The following is a 15,663-nucleotide window of genomic DNA, read 5'->3' as shown; positions in this document are numbered from 1 at the left end:
CGACTTACTCGGTACTGCCCAGGCCTTGCCAATGTTTGAGGCCGATAAAGATGAACCGCAGTTGCTGGGTGATCTTCGCCTGAGGCGTGAGGTGCGGTGGCAACGCTTCGGCGGGTGGATCGATGATGTCGGGCAGGGTGGCGAACACGCTCTTGACGATCAGGCCCGCCATCACATGCAAGCCTTTGGCATCCAGATGCTGGAGCTTGGGCATCAAGGTCAGGTCGGCGGCGAGGTCCGAGGTGATGTTCTCGCGCAAGGTGGCGATGGCTTGACGTACGGCCAGGCAGCCGCCGTATTGCTCGCGGGCCAGGAACAAAAATTGCGAACGGTTGGCGGCCACTACATCTAGAAAGATGCGTACCGAGGCGTCGATGATGCCGCCCATGACGAACTCATTGTGGCGTACCAGACGGATCGTGGCCCGGAAGGTCTGACCGACTTCACTGACCAGTGCCAGGCCCAGTTGATCCATGTCGGCAAAGTGCCGGTAGAACCCGGTGGGTACGATGCCGGCGGTCTTGGCCACTTCGCGCAGGCTCAGGCTGCCAAACCCTCGGCCGCACTCCATCAGATGGCGAGCTGCATCCATCAAGGCGAGGCGGGTCTGTTGCTTCTGTTCAGCGCGGGGCAGCATGGGCGAGGAGCTTTGTGGACAAGGACAGCGATGCACTCTAGCAAATCAGCTTTGTCGGCGTCGAACCTGAGACGCAGGCAGAAGTATTACGGATTACCCACAGTCAAAGCCCGATCTCTGGGGATCGGGCTTTTTTTCGGGCCAGCACGGGCTTAGCTCGCTGCTTGATGCATTTCATTCAGGCGGTCGGAACCACCTTCGGCGACGGGGTTGCGTTCCAGCAGACGGTCAGCACCGCCTTCGGCAACGGGGTTGCGTTCGCGCAAACGGTCAGCACCGCCTTCGGCGACGGGGTTGCGTTCGCGCAGACGGTCAGCACCGCCTTCAACCAGACCTTTCTGTTCCAGGCGATCGCGACCGCCTTCGGCTACGGCATTGCGTTCCAGCAGACGATCAGCACCGCCTTCAACCAGGCCTTTCTGTTCCAGGCGATCACGGCCACCTTCGGCGACAGTCTGGCTGGTGTGCGCAGCGTCAAGCTTGACTTGGGGAATGGCCTGTTCGGACGCTGGCACGGCGAAAGCGCTGGTGGCCAGGACCGAAAGTGCAACACTGAGAAGTAATTGGCGTTTCATGACAGTTGCTCCTTGGGAGGGCGATAAAGTGGGTACGAAGCTAATGCTACTCTCGATATCTCGATATAAAAGTTCATAAACACAATGGTAATAATCAACAGAATTGATTGTTTGCCGCGAAGGCTCTAGCGCGAGCCTCTCAAGCACGGGCTTTTGCACCGTGGTGGGTATTTTCGCTACAGTCGTGGGTAACAACGGTGCATCACACCAGGGGTAAATTGTCTATTTGGTCAGGAAAATCGGATTTTTGCGGCTAATTCGGAATTGCGGTTAAACCCCCGGGGCGTTTGCCAGTCGTAGCCCTATAAGCTTTAGTTCTCAGATGTGTCGCCATGGGCGCGCATCGTCGTAATCAGGAGCCTCGTGCAATGACGCGCACCCGTAAAATTCTCGCCTGGAGCTGCGCCAGCTTCGTTCTGCTCATTGCTGTGGTGGTACTGGTTCTGGTGTTTTTCGATTGGAATCGAATCAAGCCGTCGCTCAATGCCAAAGTCTCCGAAGAGCTGCATCGCCCGTTTGCCATCAATGGCGATTTGTCGGTGGCCTGGCAACGCGAGCCTGAGGAAGGCGGGTGGCGAGCCTGGATTCCATGGCCCCATGTGGTGGCCGAAGACCTGACCCTGGGCAACCCAGAATGGTCGAAAAAGCCGCAGATGGTCACGCTCAAGCGCGTCGAGTTGCGTATTTCCCCCTTGGCATTGTTGACCCAGCGTGTGGTGATCCCGCGTATCGACCTCACCGAACCAAGTGCCGAACTGCAGCGGCTGGCCGATGGGCGCGCCAACTGGACCTTCCAGTTCGATCCGAAGGATCCGAACGCCGAACCTTCCAATTGGGTGGTGGACATCGGTGCCATCGGCTTTGACAAGGGCCACGTCACCCTCGACGACCAAACCCTCAAAACTCGCCTCGACGTAGTGATCGACCCTTTGGGCAAGCCGATTCCCTTTAATGAAATCGTTGGCGAAAGTGATGCCAAGAAGGCGCTGGAGAAGGGCTCGGCACCTCAGGATTACGCGTTCGGCCTTACAGTCAGTGGCCAATACCACGGCCAGAAACTCGCCGGCAGCGGCAAGATCGGTGGGCTGCTGGCGCTGCAGGACGCCGCCAAACCCTTTCCGGTGCAAGCCCAGGTCAAGATTGCCGATACCCGCATCGCGGTAGCGGGCACCCTGACCGACCCCTTGAACCTCGGGGCCCTGGATGTGCGCCTCAAGCTATCCGGCAACAGCCTGGGCAACCTTTATCCATTGACCGGCGTAACCCTGCCGGACTCGCCGGCCTATTCCACCAACGGCCACCTGACCGCCAAGCTCCACGAGCCCGGCGGCGCGTCGTTCCGCTATGAGAACTTCAACGGCAAGATTGGCAACAGTGACATTCATGGCGACCTGGCCTATGTCGCCAGCCAGCCACGGCCCAAACTCAGCGGTGCGTTGGTCTCCAACCAATTGTTGCTGGCCGACCTGGCGCCGCTGATCGGCGCGGACTCCAACGCCAAGCAAAAGGCGCGTGGCGGAATGAGCAAGCAGCCGGCGACCAAGGTGCTGCCGGTGGAGGAGTTCCGCACCGAGCGCTGGCGTGACATGGACGCGGATGTCGAGTTCACGGGCAAGCGTATCGTCCACAGCGCCGACCTGCCGTTCACTGACCTCTACACGCACCTGGTGCTCAACGACGGCCAGTTGAGCCTAGAACCCCTGCGCTTCGGCGTGGCCGGCGGCAAGCTCGATGCGCAGATTCGCCTCAACGGGCACATCACTCCGCTGGAAGGCCGGGCGAAACTAACGGCGCGCAACTTCAAACTCAAGCAACTGTTCCCGACCTTCGAGCCGATGAAAACCAGCTTCGGTGAACTCAATGGGGATGCCGATATCGCCGGCCGCGGCAATTCGGTTGCGGCGTTGTTGGGCACTGCGAATGGCGATCTGAAGATGTTGGTCAACGACGGCGCCATCAGCCGTGGACTGATGGAAATCGCCGGGTTGAACGTGGGTAACTATGTCGTCGGCAAGATATTTGGCGACGAGGAAGTGAAGATCAACTGCGCGGCGGCGGACTTCGGCATCAAGCGTGGCCTGGCTACCACCCGTCTGTTTGTGTTCGATACCGAGAACGCAATCATCTACGTCGACGGCACGGCCAACATGAGCAGTGAACAGTTGGACCTGACGATTACACCTGAGTCCAAAGGCTTCCGTCTGTTTTCCCTGCGTTCACCGTTGTACGTGAACGGGCCGTTCATCAAGCCGAACGCCGGAGTCAAAGCGGTGCCATTGATGTTGCGGGGGGCGGGGATGATCGCGTTGGGCGTGATCGTCGGGCCAGCGGCGGGGTTGCTGGCGCTGGTGGCGCCGAGTGGCGATGTCCCGAACCAATGTGTGCCGCTGTTGCAGCAGATGAAGGAAGGCAAGGCGCCGAAAACGGTGAAAGACTGACGCTGGCAAACGTAAAAAAGGCGGAGCCGGTAAACCCGCTCCGCCTTTTTGAACGGCCGATTACAGGCTTTCGAGGATGTCGGCCATGTCGTCGGCGTGTTCTTCTTCCTGGGCGAGAATGTCTTCAAAGATCCGTCGTGTGGTGGGGTCTTTGTCGCCGATGTACTGAATGATCTCGCGGTAGCTGTCGACCGCGATCCGTTCGGCTACCAGGTCTTCGTAGACCATTTCCTTCAGGCTCTTGCCCGCCACGTATTGGGCGTGGGAGTTTTTCGACAGCAGATCCGGATTGAACTCCGGCTCGCCGCCCAACTGCACGATACGTTCGGCCAGTTTGTCCGCGTGTTCGGCTTCCTGGGTGGCGTGCTCGAGGAACTCCTGGGCAGCAACGGCGGCTTTTATCCCGCTGGCCATGAAATAGTGACGCTTGTAACGCAGGACGCAGACCAGCTCGGTGGCCAGCGATGTGTTGAGCAAGCGGATGATTTCTTCGCGGTCAGCCTCGTAGCCTTCGGTCACGGCACCGTTTTCGACGTTCTGGCGGGCGCGTGTGCGCAGGGTCGCAACGTCAGTCAAATTTGCTTCAGTCATCTCAATCTCCTGGTGCTAATCCGGTTTTGCTCCACGCTCTAACGGCGCGGTCGCTCCAGGTTGTGAGTGCTGCGCGCGGCAAAAAGTTTTATCGGATTTTGCTGCTGTGGCCGGACAGTCGCGCCTCTTCGCGCAGCCATTGGAAAAATGCCCTGACCGGCGGATGACGCTCGCGGCCCGGCACACACAGCGCGCTGTAGCCGGCGCCGTCGACACTGACCTGGGGCTTGTACGGCACCAGCAACCCGCTGGCCACGCTTTCCGAGACCAGGATATTGCTGGCCAGCACCAGGCCTTGGCCGGCAATCGCCGCTTGCAGCGCGTAATGCTCCTCGTCGTATTCGCGCATGGGCCGGGATGGCAATAACCACGGCTCGCCAGCGCGTTCACACCAGGCTTGCCAGCCGAGGGCGTAGAGCTTGGAGTTATGCCAGCGCACGCTGATCAGGGTCGGCACCTGGGTGCTGGCCTGGGCCACTTGCTCGGGGGCGCCGTAGACCGCGAAACACTCGTCGAACAAGCACAGGTTGTGCAGGTTCAGGTAGTCCTCGAGGCTGTAGCGAATTACCAAGTCAATGCTGGCATCCTGCTGCAGATCCACCACCTCGCACTGGGTATCAAGGCGCACATTGATGTCCGGGTGGGCGGCATAGAAACGTCCGAGCCGAGGCACCAGCCACAGGGCGGCGAAGGCTGGCGTGGTGGAGACCGTGAGATGGCCGGCGCTGCGCTGCGGGCGCAGGCTGTCGACGCTGTGGGCAACGTCAAGCAGTGCGCCATGCAGGCTGTGGAACAAGCGTTCACCGCAAGCGGTGAGGCGGACCTGACGCGGCAGTCGCTCGAACAAGGGCACTCCCAGCCAGGTTTCCAGCGAACGAATCTGATGGGAGACAGCGGTCGGCGTGACCGACAACTCTCTGGCAGCCGCCTTGAAACTGAGCAGGCGCGACGCCGATTCAAAGGCACGCAGGGCGGTGAGGGGCAGCGAGGCAAACATTCAGGGCTCCATGGATGAATTAATATCATCCAAAGTGACTTTTGCTCATTTGTCGGACGGCGGCCAGGACTCTAGATTTTTGCCAAGAAAAGCCGACCAACCAGGTCGTCTTAGTCTAGCCGTTGAAGGTGCTACAGATGAATAAAATACTTGCTATCCATGGCAGCCCGCGTGGCGAACGCTCGCATTCGCGGCGTTTGGCAGAAGCCTTTCTCCAGGTTTGGCAAACCACCCATCCTGATGCGCAACTGACCCGCCGGGAAGTCGGGCGTGCCTTCATTCCGCATGTCAGCGAAGCCTTTGTCGCGGCGAATTTTTACCCCGAGCCCCAGGCGCGTCCCCTGGCCATGCAGGCGGATTTGCAATTGAGTGATGAGTTGGTCGGTGAGCTGATCGACCATGATCTGCTGGTGTTTTCCACACCGATGTACAACTTCGGGTTGCCCAGCGGCCTGAAGGCCTGGATTGACCATATCGTACGCATGGGGCTGACCTTCGACGTCACTCAGGACAGTCAGGGCATTGCCCAATACCAGCGCTTGCTGCAAGGCAAGAAAGCGCTGATCGTCACCAGCCGTGGCGGCAGTGGTTTTGGCCCGGGTGGCGAGTACGCGGCGATGAACCACGCGGACCCGCATCTGCGTACGGCGTTGGAGTTTATCGGGATTGACGACATCACGGTGATTGCCGCCGAGGGCGAAGAATCCGTCCCCGAAGCATTTCGTCGTTCCAGCGATGAGGCCGAGCGCCAATTGCGCGATCTGGCGCGCACGTTCTGAGGGCGCGCGTCATCAGTTAGTCATCGGGGTGTCATGTCGGTTTGTGGGTGGCGGGTCTAGGATGCAGCTGTCGATTCACTGTCAAGGACGTTCGCCCCATGCCGCAGTCGTTGGCTACACGTTACCCTCTGGTGCTGGTGCCGGGGATGCTTGGGTTTGTGCGGCTGGTGCTCTACCCGTACTGGTATGGCATCGTCCCGGCGTTGCGTGCGGGTGGGGCGCAGGTGTTTGCGGTGCAGGTGGCGCCGCTCAACTCCAGTGAGGTGCGTGGCGAGCAATTGTTGGCGCAGATCGAACGGATTCGTCGCGAGACCGGCGCCGAGAAGGTCAACCTGATCGGGCATAGCCAGGGTTCGCTGAGCGCCCGTTATGCGGCGGCCAAGCGCCCGGACTGGGTAGCGTCCGTGACCTCGGTGGCCGGGCCCAATCACGGTTCGGAGCTGGCGGACCATATCCACACCCATTACCCGGCTGACAGCGCCAAGGGGCGGATCATGAGCGCATTGCTGCGGTTGATCGGGATCATCATGGGCGTGCTGGAAACGGGGTATCGCGGGCCACGCTTTGCGGTCGATATCCATGCGTCCCATCACTCGCTGACCCGCGAAGGCGTGGCGCTGTTCAATCGTCAATACCCACAAGGGTTGCCCGCCACGTGGGGCGGGCAGGGCGCCGAAGAGGTTGACGGCGTACGTTATTACTCCTGGTCCGGCACCTTGCAGCCGGGCAAGACCGATCGCGGACGCAACCTGCTGGATGGCACCCACCGCAGTTGTCGGCTGTTTGCCCGTACGTTCGTGCGGGAAAAGGGTCAATGCGACGGCATGGTCGGGCGCTACAGTTCGCACTTGGGCACGGTGATCCGCGACGACTATGCGCTGGACCATTTCGATATCGTCAACCAGTCACTCGGGTTGGTGGGCAAGGGCGCCGAACCTGTGCGCCTGTTCGTCGAACACGCGCAAAGACTCAAGGCCGCCGGCGTCTAGTCGCCGTTGTCGAGGGCCTCAGGTGAGGCTGCTTTTGGTGCCAATCGGCGTCGTCCAGCGTTCCGACAAAATGACCCCGCCCAACGTCAGTAACCCGCCGATCAAGTGATACCAGGCCAACTGCTCCTTGAGCACCACCGCCGCAATCAACGCGGTGATCAATGGCAGCAGGTTGAAAAACAAGGTCGTCCGGCTCGGTCCCAGGTGCTTGACCGAATGCATCCAGGCCAAAGGCGCAAGCATCGAGGCCAGCAGGCAGGCATACAGCACCAGGCCAATATTCGAACTGCCGAGGCCGACCTTCTCCGAGCTCAAAAACAGCGGGAACAGCACCACCACCGCGACCAATACCTGCAAATACAGAAGCACCAGTGGTGGCACGCGCAATTGCCACTTTTTCAGCAGGGTGCTGTAGATCGCGTAGGCCAACGTGGCGACCAGCATCATGCCGTCCCCCAGATTCAGTCCATGTTGCAGCAGGGCGCCAAGACTGCCGGAGGACACCACCACCAGCACGCCGACGAACGACAGCACCGCGCCGGCCAGCGCGCCGGCGGTCAGGCGCTGACCGAGGCTGATGATGGCGGCGGCCAGGACCATCAATGGCATCAGCGACAGGATAATGCCCATGTTGGTCGCGGTGGTCAGGGTTGCGGCGTAATACGCCAGGCTCTGGTAAACCGCCATGCCCAGCACACCGAGGATGAAGATCTTGCCCAGGTTAGGGCGAATCAGTGGCCAATTGGCAATGACCGGCTTGAACATGAACGGGGTAAAGAAGACGGCCGCCAGCAACCAGCGGTAAAAACCGATCTCGGCGGGAAAGATCGCGCCCACCGCCAGTTTGTTGATCACGGTATTGCCCGCCCAGATAAAAATCGCCAGCAGCGGATAAGCGTATTGCATCGAAAAGAACCAGAAGCGTGAATGAGCGTTGATTATCCTTTGTCTGGAGCGAAGCTCATACGTCGATCCGGTGGTATCCAGGAAAAATGCACAAGAAACTTATCAACCTGCGGATTTTCCCAGGCTGCCGGCCTCGATGTATGTGCGCTGCTCGGCGTTTATCGCACTATTCCCGCGTCAAGCCGGCTTTACCCCAGAGCAGTATCGAGGGGTGAATACACGTAGTAGGTGAAGGCGTAACAGGCTTTGTCTACACTGCGCGTGAGGCCGTGCCCGTCGGCGCGGTAACAGGGAGAAAACCCCATGAAGATGCTGCGTATTCCGTTGTTGATGGTTGGCTTGTTGCTCTGCTCCCAAGGATTTGCGGCCACGGCCCAGCAAAACAAAATGACCACCTGCAACGCCGAAGCCTCCACCAAGAGCTTGAAAGGTGATGAGCGCAAAGCGTTCATGAAGACTTGCCTATCGGCCCCTGCGGCCAACGATGCCAAGGCCCTGACCCCACAGCAGCAGAAAATGAAGAACTGCAATGCGTCGGCGAAGACCCAGGCGCTGACCGGCGATGCACGCAAGACCTTTATGAGCACGTGCCTGAAGAAATAATAGCCCCGGACTACAGAAGGCTGCGACACTCGCGCACCGCTCCTCTTGTAGGAGCGTGCTTGCTCGCGAAAAACGCAAGGGCACCGCGTCTCAGTCAGGATGCATGCGTTATCGTTCACGTTCTTCGCGAGCAAGCTCGCTCCTACAACGTCCTTTAACGCCGTTCGTTTAGAGGCTGTATGCCAACGTTTTCTCAGCGTCATGTGTTGCTGCTGGCCAGTTACATCATCATTTTCGGCGGGTTGCTACTGGTCTTGCCGTTAAAACTGCTGCCCAGCCTGTTGGCCGGCCTGCTGGTCTTTGAGCTGGTCAACATGCTTACCCCGCAATTGCAGCGGCTGATCGAAGGTCGGCGCGCGCGCTGGCTGGCCGTAGCCTTGCTGGGCACCTTGATCGTCAGCACGTTGGCGTTACTTTTCGCCGGAGCTATCAGCTTCCTGCTGCACGAGGCGGAAAACCCCGGCGCTTCCCTGGATAAATTCATGGGCGTGGTCGACCGCGCTCGCGGCCAGTTACCGCCGTTTCTCGACGCGTACCTGCCGGCCAGCGCCGCCGAGTTCCGCGTGGCCATCGGCCAATGGCTGGGCAAGCACCTGAGCGAGTTGCAACTGGTGGGCAAGGACGCGGCACACATGTTCGTGACCTTGCTGATCGGCATGGTGCTGGGCGCCATCATGGCGCTGCAACGTGTGCCTGATCTCACCCAGCGCAAGCCCCTGGCCGCCGTGTTGTTCGATCGCCTGCACCTGTTGGTTCAGGCCTTTCGCAACATCGTCTTCGCACAGATCAAAATCGCTGCCCTCAATACCGTGTTCACCGCGGTCTTTCTCGCGGTGGTGCTGCCGCTGTGCGGGATTCATTTGCCGCTGACCAAGACGTTGATCGTCCTGACCTTCCTGCTGGGCCTGCTGCCGGTGATCGGCAACCTGATCTCCAATACCCTGATCACCATCGTCGCCCTGTCGCTGTCGATCTGGGTCGCGGTGGCGGCGCTGGGTTATCTGATCGTGATCCACAAGGTCGAGTACTTCCTCAACGCGCGCATCGTCGGTGGGCAGATCAGCGCCAAGTCGTGGGAGCTGTTGTTGGCGATGCTGGTGTTTGAAGCCGCATTCGGTTTGCCGGGTGTGGTGGCCGGGCCGATTTATTATGCGTACTTGAAGAGTGAGTTGAAGCTGGCGGGGATGGTGTAGGAGCGGGCTTGCCCGCGAAAAACTCAAACCCACCCCGGGCACCCGGAATGCCCGGGTGATCGTTGACATACTTCGCGGGCGAGTTCGCTCCTACAGTGACGGGTGTCAGTAGCCGTAGCGTTTGCTGGCTTCGATTGCCAGGCCGCTGCCGATGCTGCCGAAGATGTTCCCCTCGACATGCCGCGCATTCGGCAACATCGCCGAGACGCTGTGGCGCAGCGCTGGAATACCGCTGGAGCCACCGGTAAAAAACACCGTGTCCACCTGGGCCACGTCCACCGAGGCATCGTCGAGCAGTTGCGTCACGCTATTGCGCACCCGCTCCAGCAGGTTGTCGATGGCGGACTCGAACAGCGCCCGGCTCAACTCCACACTCAAGCCCGGTTCAACCCGATCCAGCGGCACATGGCGGCTGTCGTCGTGGGTCAGCTGGATTTTGGTCTCCTCGACCTCCATCGCCAGCCAGTGCCCGGCGCGTTGCTCGATCAGTTTGAACAGGCGGTCGATACCACCGGTGTCTTCGATGTCATAGCGCATGCTGCCCAGGGCTAGTTGGGATTTTTGCGAGTAGACCGAGTTGATGGTGTGCCAGGTGGCCAGGTTCATGTGATGGCTGGTGGGCATGTAGGCGCCGCTTTTCATGCGGCTGCCGTAGCCGAACAACGGCATCATGCCTTGCAGGCTGAGCTGCTTGTCGAAGTCGGTGCCGCCGATATGCACACCGCCGGTGGCGAGGATGTCGGCATGGCGGTTGGCATGGGTGCGACGCTCAGGCGACAGGCGCACCAGCGAGAAGTCGGAGGTACCCCCGCCGATGTCGACGATCAGTACCAGCTCTTCTTTTTCAATCGTGGATTCGTAATCGAAGGCCGCGGCAATCGGTTCGTACTGGAAGGACACTTCCTTGAAACCGATCTTGCGGGCCACGTCCACCAGCGTATCTTCGGCCTCTTTGTCGGCCATCGGGTCATCGTCGACGAAAAACACCGGGCGGCCCAGCACCACTTCCTCGAACTCGCGACCAGCATTGGCTTCGGCGCGGCTCTTGAGCTGACCGATAAACAGCGCCAGCAAATCGGTGAACGGCATGGCCGTGCCCAGGACGCTGGTGTCGTGCTTGATCAGCTTGGAACCCAGCAGACTCTTGAGCGAGCGCATCAGGCGGCCTTCATACCCTTCCAGGTACTCGTGCAGCGCCAGGCGGCCGTAGACCGGGCGGCGTTCTTCAAAGTTGAAGAACACCACCGACGGCAGCGTGATCTTGTCGTCCTCCAGCGCGATAAGCGTTTCCATGCCGGGACGGATCCAGCCGACAGTGGAGTTGGACGTGCCGAAGTCGATACCGCAGGCACGGGCTGGGGATGGGTTTTTCATGTCTATCGGATTCCGGTTGAAAAACGGCCGCGCAGTGTATGTCAGTCGCGAGCAGATGCGTAGGTCAACCATCCGTTAAATACAGCGTACTTGTTACCTTGAAAGGTCAGCCATCTGCCCCCAAATCTTGTGCATACGATTGGTGGCTGTCGAAAGGACCGTTTTTGTCCTACAAGTTGCCGATAATTTTCTGACGCTCCCTCGACCAGACCCGGCCTGCGCAAGCAGGCTGGGCCGAAGACGGATGCGATCTCGATAACGGATGGTGATACTCCGATGGATTTCAAAGACTACTACAAGATTCTGGGGGTCGAGCCGACGGCGGATGATAAGGAAATCAAGGCCGCCTACCGCAAGCTCGCGCGTAAATATCACCCGGATGTCAGCAAGGAAAAAGACGCCGAAGCCAAGTTCAAAGATGCGTCCGAAGCCTATGAAGCGTTGAAAAGTGCCGACAAGCGCGCCGAATACGATGAGCTGCGCAAGTACGGCCAGCACGGCCAACCGTTCCAGGGGCCGCCAGGTTGGCAGAGCCGTGGCGGTTTTAGCGGTAACCAGGGTACCGAGGATTTTTCGGACTTTTTCAGTTCGATTTTCGGTAGCCGTGGCGACGCCTTCGGCGGCGGCCAACGCCGTAGCGCCGGGCGCAAGGGCCAAGACGTGGAGATGCAGCTGTCGGTGTTTCTGGAAGAGACGCTGTCGAACGAGTCCAAGCAAATTAACTTCCAGGTGCCGCAATACAACGCGGCGGGGCAACACGTCAGCAACACCACCAAGAGCCTGAATGTGAAGATTCCGGCCGGTGTGGCCGATGGCGAACGCATCCGCCTGAAGGGGCAGGGCGCGCCCGGAATTGGTGGTGGCGCCAATGGCGACCTGTACCTGATCATCCGCTTTGCCCCGCATCCGAAGTTCGAGGTGGAAGGCGAAAACCTGGTGATCACCTTGCCGCTGGCCCCATGGGAACTGGCGTTGGGCACGGAAGTGGCAGTGCCGACCCTGACCGGCAAGATCAACCTGAAAGTGCCCGCCGGCAGCCAGAACGGCCAGCGCATGCGCGCCAAGGGCCACGGTTTGATGAACAAGGCCGGGCAGCGTGGCTATCTGTTTGTGCAGCTCAAGGCGGTGATGCCTAAACAGGCGGACGACGAGACTATCGCGCTGTGGCAGGCATTGGCGAAGCAGGCCAATTTCAATCCGCGCGAGCATTTCTGATGCTGCTCGAATGAACCGCCAGGGTTAGCGCAAGTCCGCCAGCACTAGAACGTACGCGGCAGCACCACGGTAAACGTGGTGCCGTCCGCTTCGGTGGACGTCACATCAATGCTGCCCCGATGGGCCAATGCCACTTCTTTGACGATAAACAGTCCCAGGCCGAGGCTGGTGGAGGTGCTGCCCAGTCCGTCATTGCTGCTGCGCACCAGCGGGTCGAACACGGTGTTCAGTGCGGCTTGGGGAATCGGCGCGCCGTAGTTGTGCATGCTCAGCAACACGCTGTCGGCCGTACCGTTGAGAGTCAGGGTCACCGCTTTGCTGTTGAGGCCGTGTTGCAAAGCATTGCCAATCAAGTTCTGCAATAGCTGCTCAAGGCGTCCACGGTCCCATTGACCCCACATGTCGCCGTGGATGTGCAAGGTCGGATGGCAATCGGGACGACCCGCACAGGCTTCATCGATGGCCGATTGCGCCGCGTCGGCAAGGTTCATGGGCTTCGGTTCGATGGGCAGGCTGCTGCCCAGTCGGCTGCGGACGAATTCCAACAGGTCGCTGACCATCGCACCCATGTGCCGCGTACCGTTTTTGATATTGCCCACCAGGTTCAAGCCCTGGGGATCCAGTTGGGCCTTGCGCAGCAACATCTCGGTCGACATGTTCACCGCCTGCAATGGGGCGCGCAGATCGTGTCCGAGAATGGCGAGGAATATGTCCCGCGAGCGATTGACCTGCTCGGCGTAGGCCGCTGTGGACTCGGCCAAGGCTTCATCAATGGCTTCGTTGAAGCGGATCATGTCCTGGAAATACGTCAGTTGCGGTGAATCCAGGCTGTTGGCCCACAAACGAATCACACAGGCCCGCAGGTGGCGAAACTCGGCGGTCATCTGCACCAGGTCAAAACCCACGGTGTGGCGCAGCTCGCCATGGCTGGCGGCGGCCTTATCCAGGCTGGGGTTTTTCTCGGGGCCTTCGCCCTTGGCCTTGGCCGCTTGTTCGCTGGCGCTCTGGCGGGTGTTCATGTCCCGCGCGGCGGCCACCAGCATCGAATGCGCGTGGTCGCGCAACTGCGTGCGGTTCAAGGTGTTGGCGGCCGGGGTCAGCGTCTCGGCAAAGCGTTCCCACTCATCGACGATCTGTTCGGCATTGGCAGTGATGAACTCGGATAGGCGCATGGCCGGGGCTACCTTGCAGGGCGACGGTGAGGACCTGTGGCGCATCTTAGCGTCACGCGCAGGTTCCTTCACTGATGAGGCGAAAATATGCCGATGAACGGTTGCAATCGATGGTTTTGCGCTTCATGAGGGAGCGGCGTTGAATGATCACTGGAACTGAGAGCGCACCGCGCGTGCCCGCCCGAAATCAGCGGTGGGCACGCTCGCTTCTGACTCAGGTGCGGAAGCGGCCGGTCAGTTCCGCCAGGTTCTTCGACAGGCTGGAAAGCTGCTGACTGGCGTGCATGCTTTGGGCCGAGTTCTCTGCCGCCTCGCTGGACAGGTCGCGGATGTCGGAGATATTGCGGGCTATCTCCTCGGTGACGCTGCTCTGCTCTTCACAGGCGTTGGCGATCTGTGCGGCCATGTCGTTGATCCGCTGTATTGAACCGCCGGTGCCGCTGAGCACCTGATCCACGCTTGCGGCGCGCTCGACGCTGTCGCGGGCCTTGATGCTGCCGACATGCATGGCTTGCACGGCCTTGGCGACACCGGACTGCAAGCGCTCGATGCGCACCTGGATGTCCTTGGTCGAATCCTGGGTGCGTGCCGCCAGCGCCCTGACTTCGTCGGCCACCACGGCAAAACCGCGGCCTTGCTCACCCGCCCGCGCTGCCTCGATGGCGGCGTTGAGCGCCAGCAGGTTGGTTTGCTCGGCAATGCCCCGAATTACCTCAAGCACCGCGCCGATGCTAGAGGTTTCCTGGGCCAATGCCTCGATGGTGCCCGAGGCGCTTTCCACCTCGTGGGCCAGTTGGCGGATTGATTCGATGGTGCTGTTGACGACCTCGGCGCCATCACGGGACTGGCTGGTGGCTTGTTGGGCGGCATCCGAGGCGTTCAGCGCGTTATGCGCCACCTCATGCACGGCGGCACTCATTTGGGTCGCGGCGGTGCTGACTTGATCCAGCGCCGCTGTTCGCTGCTGATCAACTGATCATTGGTCGCCGCCATGCTGGCCATGGCGCGTGCCGCGGCATCGACCTCCCCAGTCACCCGGCCCACCTCGGCAATCAGCGGCTGCAGTTTGTCGAGGAAGCGATTGAAGGCGCTGCCAAGCTGACCCAACTCGTCAGCCGAACGCACCTCAAGACGGGTTTTCAAATCACCATCGCCCTCGGCAATTTGCTCGACGCGACTGAGCAATCGACGCATGGGACGCAGCACGACCAACGGCAGGGCAACCACCACCAGAATACAGCCAAGCAGCCCGATCAACAGAATGGCGCCCTGATGCATCCCCATTTCCCGACCATTGTCGATCGCCGCGTCCCCCTCGCGATGCGACGCCTGATCTTCCAGCTCACCAAGTTTGTCAATGGAATCGCGCAGGGTCTCGAACAGACGCTCACTGTCACCGAAACTCAGGGTGCTGGCCGCCTCCATGTCACCCACCGACAGTTCCATGACCCGCCGCGAAACCTGCTGCCACTTTGCAAAGTTGTCATTGAACTGACTGACCAGCGCCAGCGCCTCGGTCCCCGGCTGCATGGCGGCATATTGCTGCACGCGGTCATAAGCCTGCTTGGTATTCTCCTCATGACTGGCGCCCAGCGCCGTCAGATGCTCGTGCGCGTGGTCATCAAGCAGGCTGCGCTCGGCAACAAAAGCCTGGTAGAGATCGCGATCGGCGTTGAGCAGCAGGCTGATGGCCGGCAAATATCGCTTGGTCAGCTGTGTACTGGACTCAGTCACCTGGTCAATGCCACGCATGCCCGACCATCCCATCAACACCAACAGCAGTGCCAGGAACGCTATCGGCAGGGTGATTTTCCAGCGCAAGCCGATATCGGCAAAGAACCGCGACATGGGGGCGCTCCTTCTATGGGGGTTAACTTACCTATCGGCAGGCATCCGTTGAGCAATAGACCTTTAGCCGAATTGGTACAAAGGACTTGTCTGCTTTATTGCCGGGCTTTGGCCTAGAACAAAAAATAGTGTTGGGCCTTCGGCAGTACATCCGCCGGTTCGAACGACAGCCGTACGCCGTCGGCCCTGGCTCGATACGTCTGCGGGTCGACTTCGATCTGCGGCAACCCGGCATCTGCCGTCGCCTGGCTGATAAAAGTCAGGCTGATGGCGAGGCAGCAACTATCTATCGCTGAACCAACCGTCGGACATGGTGTGCTAGCGCTCCACTCTTCAAGGAGAAAGA

General features: G+C 60.2%; 15 protein-coding genes and 1 pseudogene. 6 read left to right on the top strand and 10 right to left on the bottom strand.

Annotation, left to right across the window (positions count from 1 at the left end; all coding sequences use genetic code 11):
- Window positions 1-4: 4 nt before the first annotated feature.
- Window positions 5-637, bottom strand: coding sequence for a TetR family transcriptional regulator (locus BLU75_RS19890; RefSeq protein WP_084380898.1), 633 nt, complete (start codon window positions 635-637; stop codon window positions 5-7).
- Window positions 638-789: 152 nt separating this feature from the next.
- Window positions 790-1,212, bottom strand: coding sequence for a hypothetical protein (locus BLU75_RS19885; protein ID WP_084380899.1), 423 nt, complete (start codon window positions 1,210-1,212; stop codon window positions 790-792).
- 368 nt (window positions 1,213-1,580) lie between these two features.
- Between BLU75_RS19885 and BLU75_RS19880 the strand changes: the two genes are divergently transcribed.
- A complete protein-coding gene (locus tag BLU75_RS19880; RefSeq protein ID WP_090221544.1) occupies window positions 1,581-3,650 on the top strand; it encodes an AsmA family protein in 2,070 nt (689 codons plus the stop codon).
- 60 nt (window positions 3,651-3,710) lie between these two features.
- On the opposite strand, the gene BLU75_RS19875 is transcribed toward BLU75_RS19880, so the two are convergent.
- Both BLU75_RS19875 and BLU75_RS19870 read right to left on the bottom strand, forming a co-directional pair.
- Complete coding sequence (locus tag BLU75_RS19875) at window positions 3,711-4,241, bottom strand: ferritin-like domain-containing protein (RefSeq protein ID WP_084380900.1); 531 nt, start codon at window positions 4,239-4,241, stop codon at window positions 3,711-3,713.
- An 88-nt stretch (window positions 4,242-4,329) separates the two neighbouring features.
- Window positions 4,330-5,238 carry a LysR substrate-binding domain-containing protein gene (locus BLU75_RS19870; RefSeq protein WP_084380901.1) on the bottom strand — a complete coding sequence of 303 codons (909 nt, stop codon included), beginning with the start codon at window positions 5,236-5,238 and terminating at the stop codon, window positions 4,330-4,332.
- Between the two features lie 137 nt (window positions 5,239-5,375).
- Here BLU75_RS19870 and BLU75_RS19865 point away from each other — a divergent pair, with 137 nt between their 5' ends.
- Both BLU75_RS19865 and BLU75_RS19860 read left to right on the top strand, forming a co-directional pair.
- Window positions 5,376-6,017 carry an FMN-dependent NADH-azoreductase gene (locus tag BLU75_RS19865; protein WP_084380902.1) on the top strand — a complete coding sequence of 214 codons (642 nt, stop codon included), beginning with the start codon at window positions 5,376-5,378 and terminating at the stop codon, window positions 6,015-6,017.
- A 98-nt stretch (window positions 6,018-6,115) separates the two neighbouring features.
- Entirely contained in the window at window positions 6,116-7,006 is an 891-nt protein-coding gene (locus BLU75_RS19860) for an esterase/lipase family protein (RefSeq protein WP_084380903.1), read from the top strand.
- An 18-nt stretch (window positions 7,007-7,024) separates the two neighbouring features.
- On the opposite strand, the gene BLU75_RS19855 is transcribed toward BLU75_RS19860, so the two are convergent.
- Window positions 7,025-7,912, bottom strand: a complete 888-nt coding sequence (locus BLU75_RS19855; RefSeq protein ID WP_084380904.1) for a DMT family transporter — start codon at window positions 7,910-7,912, stop codon at window positions 7,025-7,027.
- Window positions 7,913-8,215: 303 nt separating this feature from the next.
- Here BLU75_RS19855 and BLU75_RS19850 point away from each other — a divergent pair, with 303 nt between their 5' ends.
- Window positions 8,216-8,515, top strand: a complete 300-nt coding sequence (locus BLU75_RS19850) for a PsiF family protein (protein WP_084380905.1) — start codon at window positions 8,216-8,218, stop codon at window positions 8,513-8,515.
- A 179-nt stretch (window positions 8,516-8,694) separates the two neighbouring features.
- Window positions 8,695-9,708: an AI-2E family transporter gene (locus BLU75_RS19845; RefSeq protein ID WP_084380906.1), complete on the top strand. Its 1,014-nt coding sequence runs from the start codon at window positions 8,695-8,697 to the stop codon at window positions 9,706-9,708.
- A 105-nt stretch (window positions 9,709-9,813) separates the two neighbouring features.
- Here BLU75_RS19845 and BLU75_RS19840 read toward each other — a convergent pair whose 3' ends face one another.
- Window positions 9,814-11,082 carry an Hsp70 family protein gene (locus BLU75_RS19840; protein ID WP_084380907.1) on the bottom strand — a complete coding sequence of 423 codons (1,269 nt, stop codon included), beginning with the start codon at window positions 11,080-11,082 and terminating at the stop codon, window positions 9,814-9,816.
- 276 nt (window positions 11,083-11,358) lie between these two features.
- Between BLU75_RS19840 and BLU75_RS19835 the strand changes: the two genes are divergently transcribed.
- The gene (locus BLU75_RS19835) at window positions 11,359-12,297 is read left to right on the top strand and encodes a DnaJ C-terminal domain-containing protein (RefSeq protein WP_084380908.1); all 939 of its coding nucleotides are present in this window, start codon (window positions 11,359-11,361) and stop codon (window positions 12,295-12,297) included.
- 44 nt (window positions 12,298-12,341) lie between these two features.
- Here BLU75_RS19835 and BLU75_RS19830 read toward each other — a convergent pair whose 3' ends face one another.
- The 4 genes and pseudogenes from BLU75_RS19830 to ureC form a co-directional block, all read right to left on the bottom strand.
- Window positions 12,342-13,469: a sensor histidine kinase gene (locus tag BLU75_RS19830; RefSeq protein ID WP_084380909.1), complete on the bottom strand. Its 1,128-nt coding sequence runs from the start codon at window positions 13,467-13,469 to the stop codon at window positions 12,342-12,344.
- A gap of 214 nt (window positions 13,470-13,683) precedes the next feature.
- Window positions 13,684-14,388, bottom strand: a complete 705-nt coding sequence (locus tag BLU75_RS28380) for a methyl-accepting chemotaxis protein (RefSeq protein WP_373863662.1) — start codon at window positions 14,386-14,388, stop codon at window positions 13,684-13,686.
- On the bottom strand, window positions 14,385-15,317 hold the full coding sequence (locus tag BLU75_RS28375) for an MCP four helix bundle domain-containing protein (RefSeq protein ID WP_373863663.1): 933 nt from the start codon (window positions 15,315-15,317) through the stop codon (window positions 14,385-14,387). Before BLU75_RS28375 ends, BLU75_RS28380 begins: the two co-directional genes overlap by 4 nt.
- Window positions 15,318-15,430: 113 nt before the next feature.
- A pseudogene (gene ureC / locus BLU75_RS19820) lies at window positions 15,431-15,658 on the bottom strand (urease subunit alpha); the annotation flags it as partial.
- Window positions 15,659-15,663 lie beyond the last annotated feature (5 nt).

The sequence above is a fragment of the Pseudomonas mucidolens genome, from assembly GCF_900106045.1.
Lineage (GTDB): Bacteria > Pseudomonadota > Gammaproteobacteria > Pseudomonadales > Pseudomonadaceae > Aquipseudomonas > Aquipseudomonas mucidolens.
Note: the sequence above shows the minus strand (reverse complement) of the source record. Positions and strands in the feature narration are given on the sequence as shown.